Source organism: Bradyrhizobium sp. HKCCYLRH1034 (assembly GCF_051168375.1).
GTDB lineage: Bacteria > Pseudomonadota > Alphaproteobacteria > Rhizobiales > Xanthobacteraceae > Bradyrhizobium.
The window spans coordinates 775,604-787,426 of record NZ_JBNPUW010000001.1; the positions used below are offsets into that span (position 1 = coordinate 775,604).

Consider the following 11,823-nt stretch of genomic DNA (forward strand, 5'->3'; position numbering starts at 1 on the left):
TCCGGCATCAGGACGGCGGCGTCCGGACATAATCAGACGCAACTGGCGCCGCCAGTTTCGGGCGGCAGTTGCGTTGAAGAAGCGGGCCGAACGTCCACCGCGCGGCCCGGCTTCCTTCTTCACGCGAGAGTCCCATGTCGATCAGCTCTGTCACAACGCCCGTCGCGGCCACCGCGTCCCAGGCAAGCACCGCCACGCAATCCACCTCGTCCACGTCTCAGACGTCGTCGTCCTCGGCCACCAGCTCCGCCAGCGCCACGTCTGAAAGTTCTTCCGGCAGCGGCGGCTCATCGTCGGGCAAGACCGTGGTCAGCGAGGTCTCGATCACCCTCGACGGGATCACCACGACGACGATCACCTATTCCGACGGCTCGACCGAGGTGACCAAGACTGCCGCTGCCTCGAACGGAAGCGGCAACAACGCGCAGACCTACAATGCGCAGGGCGCGACCAATGGCGCAGCCAGCAGCACGGCTGCGTCGAGCCAAGGCGTGACGGCCTGAGGCTCGTTCGGAATCCCCGCGCCGTCCTACGAGCTGTGGGTCGCGCCGAGCGATGGCGTGGCGCCGATCGCGAGCGTCGCATCCGAACGCGCCGGTTCCGAATGAGGAACTGGACGAGCATTACAACAGCAAAACGCGCTGCGACGCACGCGTCGCGGTGACGCCGTGAAGCAACAGTCCGCGCGCGATGTCATGCGCGGCCCATTGTTAATTTGCCCCGGCGCGCCGAGTCACGCCTGCTGGCAGGCGGCTACGACAATGGGGAGACGACGATGTTGCGAAGCGTGATCGGCGCGGGAGTGCTGGTGCTGGCGATGGGGTCCGAGTTGCAGGCGGCCAACGAAGCAGGTCCGGAGACACGGATGTCGTGCTCCGAGGTTCGCTACTACGTCGAGAAATATACCGCCGAGGTGGCCGAGATGTATGCGCGCAGCCGGGGCGCCACCGACGCCCAGATCAGCCGGGCCCGGCGCTGCCTGTCGCCGGTTCACTTCCGCCGGGCGGAGCGGTCGCACAGCTATACGGAGTGAGACGGCAGCCCATATTGGCTTGCTCGTTGTTGTCATCGCTCCCTCCACCGTCATTCCGGGGCGCCCGCAGGGCGAGCCCGGAATCCATACTCACGATGGTGGTGAGGTGCGAGCGGCATGTGGCGCGTGCTCGCCTCAAACTGAGGCCTGTGGTTATGGATTCCGGGCTCATTCACGCTGCTTCAAACGGCTGCGCCGTTTGCGCGCGAATGCCCCGGAATGACGACTGGGAGAGAGTTGAGACTCTTAGGGCAGGTTAGCCGCGGGCGTAACCCGCCGTCTTGATTTGGAAGGCAGCGGATGACGCTGCGCTCATCCGCCTACGACTACGCCCTCCTCACGCCTGCTCGATCGCGGCCGGCATCTTGGCGACCGACATCAGCGAGCGCGCGACCTGGTTGAGGAGCTGGTCGGCGTTCTCCTCCTCGGCCAGCGACTTCGACAGCAGCGCGACGACGGCGCTGTGGCGGAGCTGCTGGGCGAGGTTGCGCGCGGTGGTGTAGCCGGAGATCTCGTAATGCTCGACCCGCTGCGCGGCGCCGATCAGTGCGAGGTCGGCGGCGGCATCCTCCTTGTCCTCGCTCTGGGTCATGATCTCCTGCCCCTCCTCGACCAGGCCCATCATGCCCTTGCAGGGTTTTGCGCGCGGCGTCTTCCCAAGGAGCTCGAAGCACTCGTTGATGCGCTCGATCTGCGCTTCCGTCTCGGCCAGATGCTGCTCGAACAATTCGCTCAACTGGTCGAAGCGCGCGGCCTCCGCCATGGCCGGCAGCGCCTTGGTGAGCTGCTTCTCGGCGTGCAGGATGTCGCGCAGCTCGTCCATGAGCAGATCGCTCAAGCCGGATTCGTCCGCCGGCGGCGAGCTTTCAGTGACGATCGCAGAGGCCGTACCGGGTTCGCCGGCCTGGATCGCCGGCGATTCCGTGAACACCCAGTCGCCGCCCTCGTTCCAGGGGCCGCGGGTGTCGATCTCGCCGTGGTCCCCGGCGCCGGTGGAATCGTTGAAGAACTGATCGACCAGGCCCGGCGTCGGCGCGAGGCGGCCGATGCTGAAGGCCGGCTTGCCCATGCTCTCCAGCGCCAGCGCGAACGCCTTCATGTGGGTGATCTCGCGCGTCATCAGGAACTGCAGCGCGTCCTTGGTGCCGGCATCGTCGGTGAAATTGATCAGCCGCTCATAGACGATCTTGGCGCGCGCCTCGGCGGCGATGTTGCTGCGCAGGTCGACGTCGAGCTCGCCGGTGATCTTGAGATAATCGGCAGTCCACGGATTTCCCTGCGAGTTGAACAGGTTGACGCCACCGCCGCCGGCGATCGCAATGAGCGGATCGGCCTCGGCGGCCTCGCGGTCGAACTTGGCGGGCTTCAGGTGCATGCGGGCGAGCGTACCGACCACCTCGAGATGGCTCAGCTCCTCGGTGCCGATATCCATCAACAGGTCCTTGCGGTCGGGATCCTCGCAATTCAGGCCCTGGATCGAGTACTGCATGGCCGCGGCGAGTTCGCCGTTGGCGCCGCCGAACTGCTCGAGCAGCATGTTGCCGAAGCGCGGATCCGGCTCGTCGACACGGACGGTGAACATCAGCTTCTTGACGTGGTGATACATGGAAGGCCTCGGACGTTTGCGGGGGGACGGCAAGCAAGGTCCGAACGGCCGGCCACCACGGTTGTTCCTTACCGCCGACTGACGCCATGCGCGTTCCTGCCGGCTGCGCGATCGAGGCAGGCCGGCCACGGCACGAGGGGTCAGGGCGATGCCGCGTCAAACGCGCCTTCCCCTTGTCGGCGAGCTCCATTATGCACGCCAAGACGCACTCCACACCCGGATTGCCGGTATCATCGAGGCTTTGCGCGTTGGTGCCAGGAATGCGCAAGAGGGAACCTGCCGGGGGGAGGCGGCGCCTGCGCCACCGGCGCGGGCTGCCACGCGACATCCTGTTGGCAGCTGAACGATGGCCCCTTGCTAAGGTTTTCCCTGCTCGCCTAAGCTGTTCCGCTGGAGAGCGACATGTTGATGCGAACACCGGCCAGGGAGAAGCCAGGTCTCGGCGCGCGAGTCCGTCGGGTCATCGAGCGACTCCGCGACCACGCATCGTCATTCACCTCATCATCGCCCGCGAATGGGGCGACACTGCGGAAGCCGTCCTACGTTGTCGACGATGAGCCTGACGACAGCAACATGGACGTCGCGCTGGCGGCGCTGATTGATCAGATCGAACGTCCGGCGCACACGCCGCCACCACGGTTTCCGAGTCTCGCGCGCGTCACATCGTCGCGCCAGGCGCCGCACATCCCGGTGTACGAGCGGCCACCCTATTTCGACGTCGCGCCGCGCCCCGTCGAGGTCGAGCCGCGGCGGATGGCCTATGATGAGGCCGCCGAGCGCATCGTGCCCGAGGACGAACTGTCGGAACTGCGCAAGGACCTGATGAGCGCGATCTCAGCGCGGCTCGGATCGCCGGAGGATCATCTGGCGACGATCAGGAACCTGCTGAGGTCGGTAAAGTAGGATGTGGGGCCGCAGCAATATCGGCAAGACGGTCGAGGAGCTGACCGATCATCTGCGGCTGGTCGATCACGTGCGCGCGCTGCAGGATGGCCAGAAGGAGATCGCCGAGGCGATCAGGGCGGTCAACAACCGCCTGACCTCGATCGAGGCCGAGTTCAGGGTGCTCAAGGCGGAGACGCAGCGCGATGCGCTGCGCGAGGTGCAGCACGCCGTGCAGGGTGTCCAGGGCTCGGTGCATGACGAACTGACGCGCATGGCGACTCGGCTGGTGGTGCTGGAGCAGGCACTGCGGCGCGAGGCTGTCCGACAGCAGGCATCGCCGGCCGCCGGCCCGCGCCCGCCGGCTGCCCCGTCCCGCCCGGACGGATCACGCTGAGGCGCGACAACTGGACCGCGGCAGACTCAGCGCAACTTTGCCGAGCGGCTTGCAATCTCGATGATGACGCTGCCGCTCTTGGCGTAACCGTCCGGCACAAAGGCTTCGCCCGGTGCGAGTTCGCGCATGTCCTCCGCGTCCTTCGGCTTCGGAAAGCCTTTGGCGCAGGCCGTGCTGATCGTCTCGTGATCGGCGTAGCTGACGGCGGCGACCACGCTGCCGGGGGTTGGCCCGGCCGCGAGCTTCGACAGGCCGAAATATTTGAGCTGCTCCGAACAGGTAACGATGTTGGTCAGATAGGCTCCCGTCGTGTCCTCGGCCTGCAGCAGAAAATCGTAGGACATCTCGATGGACCCGCCGCTGGCACTGGCGAAGCCGACGCGCGCCACGCCGGTCTCGACCACCCCCTGCCCCATATGCCCGGTCAGGCAGACGAGCACGTCCTGCGCTTCGTCCCTGGTGGTGGAGATGACGCATTCATTCACCTGCATGCCCGGCTGGAAGCCGCGAAATTTGTAAGCGCCGCCGACCTGCTCGAACACGACCGCGCCGCCGAAATCGGTCGCGTGCGGCTCGCAGCCGCTGCCATAGCTCACGACCAGCAGCGGATTGCTGGAGGCCAGGAAACGTCCCTGCTGCCGCTCAGGCCTCAGGGTGACGTCACAGCGGCGCCCCTCGGAGTCGGGATAGGACCTGGCGCGCTTGCAGGTGGTGCCCGCGATCGCGCCGGGCGCGCAGAACAGCGACAGCAGCGCGCGGTCGGTGGCGGCAGCCTCAGCGATCCCCGGGAAGGCGTGACAGAGTAGCAGCAGCGACAGCAGTATTGAAAAGACCTTGGTCATCGAATTGCCTTGCAAAAGATCGCAGCTCTGCGCGGGACGATAGCGGACGCCGATGCTGTTGCAAACCAGTCGTAAACCACGGCGAGAATCCATGGCGAGCGCTCGCCTGCGATCACGCCCGCCTTCCCTCCGCGACCAATGACCGCTTCAGCCCTTGGCGCGACCAGCGGATGATGTAGGCTGCGGCGAGATGCAGGACTGGACAAATGACCGGCGGCAACGCAGCCGCCGGCGCACACGCATGAGGGGCCCATGACCGACCATCTGATCGTGACCGACGAGGGCGAGACGCGGACGATCAAGCTCAGGCGCCCGGAGAAGAAGAACGCGATCACCCAGGCCATGTATCTCGGCATGAGCGATGCCATCGACACCGCGCAGAACAATCCGCTGGTGCGATGCATCATCATCACCGGCGGCTCCGGCGTGTTCACGGCCGGCAACGATCTCGAGGACTTCCTGCATGCGGGGGCGGCCGGCAACGACGCCGCGCGCACCTCGGCGGCGACCAAGTTCCTGTATTCGCTGGCGCATAACGTCAAGCCGATCATCGCCGCGGTCGACGGCGTCGCGATCGGCATCGGCACGACGATGCTGTTCCACTGCGACTACGTGCTGGCCTCGACCACGGCGACGTTCTCGACGCCCTTCATCCATCTCGGCCTGGTGCCGGAGGGCGCCTCGAGCCTGCTGATGCCGCGGACCATGGGCTATCAGCGGGCGTTCGCGATGCTGGTGATGGGCCGCACCATGACGGCGGCGGACGCGCAGATCGCCGGCTTCGTCAACGCCGTGGTGGCGCCGGGCCATACCGAGGTCGAGGCGCACAAGGTGGCGCGCGACATCTGCCGGCTGCCGGCCGAGGCGGTGGCGATCGGCCGCAAGCTGATCCGCACCGCGCCGGACGAGTTGACCCGCCGGATCGACCAGGAGGCCTATCTGTTCGCCGAGCGCATGACCTCCGAGGAGGCGGTCGGCGCCTTCAAGGCGTTCCTGTCGCGCAAGAAGAAGAAATGAGCGGGGCCGCGGCGGGCGCGCATGGCGCAGTTTGATGTCATCGTGATCGGCTGTGGCGCGGTCGGCAGCGCCACGCTGCTGCATCTCGCCAAGGCCGGGCGGCGCGTGCTGGGCATCGACCGCTTCCAGCCGCCGCACCGCTTCGGCTCGACCCATGGCGAGACCCGCATCACCCGCGCGGCGATCGGCGAAGGCGTCGACTACACGCCGCTGGCGCAGCGCTCGCACGTGCTGTGGCGGGAGCTGGAGCGCGAGACCGGCGCGCGGCTGTTCGAACAATGCGGCTGCCTGTTCATCCCGAGCCAGGATGGCGGCGAGGTTCACGGCGTCTCTAGCGCGCAGTTCTTCAGCAACATCGAAACCGCGGCGCGGCTGCACGGCGTCGACGGCGAGATCATCTCATCGGAGCGGCTACGCGCCGACTATCCCGCCTTCGCCATCGCGCCGGGCGATCGCGCCTTCCTCGATCGCGAGGGCGGCTATCTCCTGGTCGAGGACTGCGTCCGGGCCGAGCTCGCGGTCGCCGCGCGGCATGGCGCGGAGCTTGTGACCGGCCGGCGCGTGGCGGCGTTTCGCCGCGCCGCGGGCGCCCACATCGTGACCATGGACGACGGCACGACGGCGTCGGCCAACAGATTGATCGTCACCACCGGGCCCTGGATCACCGAGTTGATCGCGCCGCTGCGCCGGCGTGTGAATGTCACGCGGCAGGTGCTGTACTGGCTCGAGGTCCTGTCCCATCCCGAGCGCTTCGGGCCGGACACGCCGGTCTTCATATGGGACGTCAGCGGACGCGGGCGGGCGGCGTCCGATATCTACGGCTTCCCCTGGCTCGGCTCGCCGGACAACGGCGTGAAGATCGCCAACGAGGTGCTGACCGGCGAGACCGATCCCGACCACGTGTCGCGCGCGGTGACGGCGGACGAGATCGCCGAGGTTTACGAGACCTATGTCCGCCCCTTCGTGCCGGATCTCGGCCCGCGCTGCCTGCGCAGCGAGGTCTGCCTCTATACCAACGCGGCGGGCGGCCGCTTCGTCATCGACCACGATCCAGGTGACGCCGAGGTGATCTACGCCTCGGCCTGCTCGGGCCACGGCTTCAAGCATTCGCCGGCCGTGGGCGAGGCGCTCGCGGCGATGGCCCGGGGCGAGACGCCGCGCGTCGACCTCTCCGGCTTCACACTGGACCGGCTGGCCGTCGCCGATCCAGCATAGCGGACGGCGCAACTACTTGCCGGACTGCAGCGCCGCCGTCTGCTTGGCCAGCCCGTCGTTGAACTGCGTCTCGAGCTTGTCGAGATAGGCGTTGAATTCACCCGGCTTGACGAACGGGTTGGGCGCGCCGTCGGCGATCTTCGCCCGCTTGCCGGCCATGTCGTACATCTCCGGATGCGGCGCCAGCAGGATGTCGGGATGCGCCGTCCTGGCCCAGGCGAAGGTCTTCTTGTAGTCGTCGACGATGCCCGGATAGGTGGGACGGCCGACCAGCCGGTTCAGCGCCACGGTGGCGCTGCAGAAGAAGATCAGGCTGCGGGTGGCGTCGCCATCCTTCACGTCGGTCGTCCAGCTGGTACAGCCCGGCGAATGGCCCGGCGTCTCATGCGCCGTCAACGTGACGCCGCCGAGCGTGACGGTGTCGCCCTCGCGCACGGCGCGGTCGACCTTGACCGGCGGGAAGCCGAGATAGCGCTCCTCCTCGCGGCCCGGATAGAAGCCGCCTTCCAGCAGCGGCACGTCCTTGGCGCCCGCCACCATCTGCGCCCCGGTTTCCTGCTTGATCTGCGCCAGCCCCCCGGTGTGGTCGATATGGGCGTGGGTGTTGAGGATGTATTTGATGTCGGCGACCTTGAAGCCGAGCTTGCCGATGCTGGCCTCGATCTGCGCGGTCGATTCCGGCATCACGGTATCGATCAGGATATGGCCCTGCGGCGTGGTGATCAGGTAGGAAGCGAGCCCGTTGGTGCCGACGTAGTAGACGTTGTCGATCACCTTGAACGGCTCGGTCGGCTTATTCCACGCCGCGACCATCTGCTTCATCAGGTCCGGCAGCGATTGCGCTGCAGCGGAGCCGGCGGCCAGCGACAATGTCGCCGCGAGCAGCATCATTCTTTTCATTCCGGCCTCCCGATGTATTGGTGTTATGAAATCGTTTTATGTCATTGCGACCGCGGCGGGGCAATCGCGCTTCGTCCCGCGGCCCCTGCATCACACGTGACCCTGCCATGAGCCGTCTCTCCCGCTTCGCCCTTGCCTGCCTGCTGACCGGCGCCGCCGTTGCAAGCATCGTCGGCCCGCCGGCATCGGCCGAGGACGAGCCGATAGCGTTGCGCATCCTCGCCATCAACGACTTCCACGGCAATCTGGAGCCGCCCTCTTCCGGCATCCGCGTCGCCGATCCCGCCGATCCAACCAAGACCACCGTTGTTCCAGCCGGCGGCGCCGAGCACATGGCGAGCCTCGTCAAGCTGCTCGCCGACGGCCAGCCCAACACGATCTTCGTCGCAGCCGGCGACCTGATCGGTGCGAGCCCGTTCCTGTCGGCGATGTTCCACGACGAGCCGACCATCGAATCGATGTCGCAGATGGGGCTCGCGCTGTCGGCGGTCGGCAATCACGAGTTCGACGAGGGCAAGGCCGAGCTGCTGCGGATGCAGAACGGCGGCTGTCATCCGACCGACGGCTGCCGCGGGCCGCAGCCGTTCACCGGTGCCAAATTCCACTATCTCGCGGCGTCGACGTTCCTCGCCGGCACCGACAAGACGGTGTTTCCGCCCTATGAGATCCGCACCTTCGAGGACGTTCCGGTCGCCTTCATCGGGCTGACGCTGAAAGGGACCGCGGGCATCATCTCGCCGGCGAGCGCGGCCGGCCTCGACTTCCGCAACGAGGCCGAGAGCGTCAACGCGCTGATCCCGGAATTGAAGGCCAAGGGCGTGCAGGCGATCGTCGTGCTGATCCACGAGGGCGGCTGGCCGTCCGGTGGCATGAACGAATGTCCCGGGCTGTCGGGGCCGATCGTCGACATCGTCAAGGACCTCGACAGCGCGGTCGACATCGTCATCTCCGGCCACACCCATCAGGCCTATGTCTGCACCATCGACAAGCGGCTCGTCACCTCGGGCGACAAGTTCGGCACGCTGGTGACGGCGATCGACGTCAAGCTCGACCGCACCACGCGCGACGTGATCAGCGCCACCGCGACGAACATCGTCGTCGACACCAGCCTGCCGAAGGATCCGGCGCAGACCGCGCTGATCGACGCCTATGAGAAGCTCGCGGCGCCCTACGCCAATCGCCCCGCCGGCGTGCTCACCGCGACGCTGTCGCGGCTGCCGAACGCCTCCGGCGAGAGCGTGCTCGGCGACGTCATCGCCGATGCCCAGCTCGCAGCGACAGCCGCGACGGACAAAGGGAGCGCGGTCATCGCGATGACCAATCCCGGCGGCATCCGGACGGATCTCGTTCGCCGCGACGACGGCGCGGTGACCTATGCCGACGTGTTCGCGAGCCAGCCGTTTCGCAACCAGCTGATGACGGTCACCCTGACCGGTGCCGAGATCAAGGCCGCGCTGGAGCAGCAATGGCTCGACCCGGCGCGGCCGCGCATCCTGCAGGTCTCCAGCGGTTTTTCCTATGCCTTCGATGCGAAACAGTCCGCGGGCGCGCGGATCGATGCCGCCAGCATGATGCTCGAGGGCAAGGCCATCGATCCCGCCGCGTCCTACCGGGTCACCATCAACAACTACCTCGCGCTCGGCGGCGACGGCTTCACCGCGTTCAAGAGCGGCCGCGATCCGATCACGGGACCCTATGACGACGAGGCGCTGTTCGCCTATCTCAAGGCCAACAGCCCGCTGGCCCCGCCGCCGCGCGGCCGTATCGTCAACAAGGCTTCGTGACGCCTGCCGCGCCGGGCGGAAAGCCGGTCATATCGCCCGCGGGGCTCTTTCCGAGGCTGCGTTCAGCGCATAGATTGGGCCCTCCCGCAACGCGCGAGTGGCAGAGCCCTGATGTCGACGCTGTATCTCTCTCACGAAGCCTGCCTCGATCACGCCACGCCGTCCGGCCACCCCGAGCGCGCCGACCGCCTGCGCGCCGTCGAGGAGGCCCTGACCGAGGAGCGCTTCGCCCTGCTCGATCGCGACGAGGCCCCGGAGGCCGACATCGAGCTGGCCCTGCTCTGCCACAACGAGCACTACGTCACCGAGCTGCGCCACATGGCCCCGACCTCGGGTATCATCTATCTCGACGGCGATACCTCGATGTCGCCCGGCACCTGGGAGGCCGTGATGCGCGGCGTCGGCGGCGCCGTCGCGGCGACGGAGTCGGTGATGTCGGGCCGCCACCGCAACGCCTTCGTGGCGGTGCGCCCGCCCGGACATCATGCCGAGATCGCCAAGCCGATGGGCTTCTGCTTCTTCGACAATGTCGCGATCGCCGCCCGCTACGCCCAGCGCACCTTCGGCATCGAGCGTGCCGCCATCGTCGACTTCGACGTCCACCATGGCAACGGTACCCAAGACATCTTCTGGGCCGACAAGAGCGTGATGTACTGCTCGACCCATCAGATGCCGCTGTTCCCGGGCACCGGCGCCCGCGGCGAGCGCGGCGAGCACGACACCATCGTCAACGCGCCGCTGGCCTCCGAGGACGGCAGCCTCGAGTTCCGCTCCGCCTTCGAGAATCTGATCCTGCCGCAGCTCACCAAGTTCAGCCCCGAGCTCGTGATCATCTCGGCCGGCTTCGACGCCCACTATCGCGACCCGCTGGCGTCGCTCAACCTGCGGGCGGAGGATTTCGGCTGGGTCACCCGCAAGCTGATGGAGCTCGCCGACAAGACCGCCGGCGGCCGCGTCGTCTCGGTCCTGGAGGGCGGCTATGACCTTCAGGGGCTGAAGGAATCCGTCGCGGCCCACGTTGCGGCGCTGACCGGGGCGTAATCCCCAGGTTCCAGCCGATCCACCCCGGCAGGGCCTGACAGGGCCGCGAGCGGGGTGTAAAAGCACGGCCCCGGAGTTGAGTGAGCTGCAGGGAACCCGCATGGCGGACAACACCGTAACCGACGTCAAGAAGCTGTCGTTCGAGCGCGCGATCGAGGAGCTTGAATCGATCGTGAAGCGGCTCGAGGACGGCAAGGTGCCGCTCGAGGAGTCGGTGGCGATCTATGAGCGCGGCGAGGCGCTGAAGCGGCGCTGCGAGGAGCTGCTGCGCCAGGCGGAGGCCCGGGTCGAGAAGATCACGACCGACGCCAGCGGCCATGCGGTGGGAACCGTGCCGCTCGACGTGCAATAGCGGCTTGCGGCCGACCGGCCGTCTCCGAGCGACAGTCCGGATTTATTTCGCTGCGTGTGGCCCGACGCGACACGCGGGTAAAGCGCCTCCCATTCGTGCAATTCAGCCGCACATCGGTGCAACTGCATCGTCAATGGGCTTGGCCGCCAAGTGTCCCCCGGCGAAGTCTCTGCCACCGCGTTCACCGCTCGAGAGCCAGCGCTACGTCCTTCGTTTACCATGCGACACGATTGGATCCGGGCAGTTCGCCGTGGCGCCCCCGATCCTACGATCGTTCCGTTCCGCGTCTGCGATCGTCCGGCCCGATCATGACAATGTGCTTGGATCGCAGGTCTTCCGCGTCCGCTTCGTGACGATCCACGAAAGGCCGCACGCCTGCGACTTCTTCATGATGGCCTGCGGACCGATCCCCTGACGCGAACGCATGGCTCACCGTGCCGCGGCGCGCGCAATCGCCGCATCGGCGGATTCTGCGGCGCGGGAAAAAGCCTGGACCGAGCTCGCGTCCCCGGTCTATTCCGGAGCGACGGCTGCCGTCGATTTGAGCAGAGCAATGGAACCTCCGGCACGCCGCCGCGGTTGAGACGTGGCGCAAAGGTACCGTTTGCGGGCTTGCCAACTCCCGCCGGGTTGGCTTTAAGACGCACTTTGGTGTAAAGCTTCTCGCAACTGCGGGTTTTTGGAAGTGTCCATCCTCTCCGGAGAGAGGAATCTAAGCGCTTGCAAGAGCTAGCAAAACTGACTTGGCTGAACG

General features: G+C 66.8%; 12 protein-coding genes. 9 read left to right on the forward strand and 3 right to left on the reverse strand.

Translation table 11 applies throughout. The annotated features are described in order from the left end of the window. The first annotated feature begins 134 nt into the window (after nt 1-134). Both ACQR0W_RS03440 and ACQR0W_RS03445 read left to right on the forward strand, forming a co-directional pair. The gene (locus ACQR0W_RS03440; protein WP_315715555.1) at nt 135-503 is read left to right on the forward strand and encodes a hypothetical protein; all 369 of its coding nucleotides are present in this window, start codon (nt 135-137) and stop codon (nt 501-503) included. Between the two features lie 272 nt (nt 504-775). After that, nucleotides 776-1,033: a hypothetical protein gene (locus tag ACQR0W_RS03445; protein WP_315715554.1), complete on the forward strand. Its 258-nt coding sequence runs from the start codon at nt 776-778 to the stop codon at nt 1,031-1,033. A gap of 337 nt (nt 1,034-1,370) precedes the next feature. Here ACQR0W_RS03445 and ACQR0W_RS03450 read toward each other — a convergent pair whose 3' ends face one another. Next, the gene (locus ACQR0W_RS03450; RefSeq protein WP_316171907.1) at nt 1,371-2,639 is read right to left on the reverse strand and encodes a DUF892 family protein; all 1,269 of its coding nucleotides are present in this window, start codon (nt 2,637-2,639) and stop codon (nt 1,371-1,373) included. 573 nt (nt 2,640-3,212) lie between these two features. On the opposite strand from ACQR0W_RS03450, the gene ACQR0W_RS03455 reads away from it, so the two are divergent. Both ACQR0W_RS03455 and ACQR0W_RS03460 read left to right on the forward strand, forming a co-directional pair. Continuing rightward, a complete protein-coding gene (locus tag ACQR0W_RS03455; protein ID WP_315828093.1) occupies nt 3,213-3,542 on the forward strand; it encodes a hypothetical protein in 330 nt (109 codons plus the stop codon). Nucleotide 3,543: 1 nt separating this feature from the next. Continuing rightward, entirely contained in the window at nt 3,544-3,918 is a 375-nt protein-coding gene (locus ACQR0W_RS03460) for a hypothetical protein (RefSeq protein ID WP_315828092.1), read from the forward strand. A 26-nt stretch (nt 3,919-3,944) separates the two neighbouring features. Here the strand turns inward: ACQR0W_RS03460 and ACQR0W_RS03465 are convergent, their stop codons facing one another. Next, nucleotides 3,945-4,760: a hypothetical protein gene (locus tag ACQR0W_RS03465; RefSeq protein WP_315828091.1), complete on the reverse strand. Its 816-nt coding sequence runs from the start codon at nt 4,758-4,760 to the stop codon at nt 3,945-3,947. A 252-nt stretch (nt 4,761-5,012) separates the two neighbouring features. Between ACQR0W_RS03465 and ACQR0W_RS03470 the strand changes: the two genes are divergently transcribed. Next, entirely contained in the window at nt 5,013-5,777 is a 765-nt protein-coding gene (locus ACQR0W_RS03470) for a crotonase/enoyl-CoA hydratase family protein (protein WP_315828090.1), read from the forward strand. A 21-nt stretch (nt 5,778-5,798) separates the two neighbouring features. Further along, a complete protein-coding gene (gene solA / locus ACQR0W_RS03475; RefSeq protein WP_315828089.1) occupies nt 5,799-6,992 on the forward strand; it encodes an N-methyl-L-tryptophan oxidase in 1,194 nt (397 codons plus the stop codon). Nucleotides 6,993-7,004: 12 nt separating this feature from the next. Here the strand turns inward: solA and bla are convergent, their stop codons facing one another. Next, a complete protein-coding gene (gene bla / locus ACQR0W_RS03480) occupies nt 7,005-7,892 on the reverse strand; it encodes a subclass B3 metallo-beta-lactamase (RefSeq protein WP_315828088.1) in 888 nt (295 codons plus the stop codon). Between the two features lie 107 nt (nt 7,893-7,999). Here bla and ACQR0W_RS03485 point away from each other — a divergent pair, with 107 nt between their 5' ends. The 3 genes from ACQR0W_RS03485 to ACQR0W_RS03495 all read left to right on the forward strand — a co-directional run bounded on the left by ACQR0W_RS03485 (nt 8,000) and on the right by ACQR0W_RS03495 (nt 11,069). Then, entirely contained in the window at nt 8,000-9,676 is a 1,677-nt protein-coding gene (locus tag ACQR0W_RS03485; RefSeq protein WP_316171906.1) for a bifunctional metallophosphatase/5'-nucleotidase, read from the forward strand. Nucleotides 9,677-9,787: 111 nt separating this feature from the next. Next, a complete protein-coding gene (locus ACQR0W_RS03490; protein WP_315715545.1) occupies nt 9,788-10,717 on the forward strand; it encodes a histone deacetylase family protein in 930 nt (309 codons plus the stop codon). Between the two features lie 100 nt (nt 10,718-10,817). Next, nucleotides 10,818-11,069 carry an exodeoxyribonuclease VII small subunit gene (locus tag ACQR0W_RS03495; protein WP_315715544.1) on the forward strand — a complete coding sequence of 84 codons (252 nt, stop codon included), beginning with the start codon at nt 10,818-10,820 and terminating at the stop codon, nt 11,067-11,069. Nucleotides 11,070-11,823: the final 754 nt, after the last annotated feature.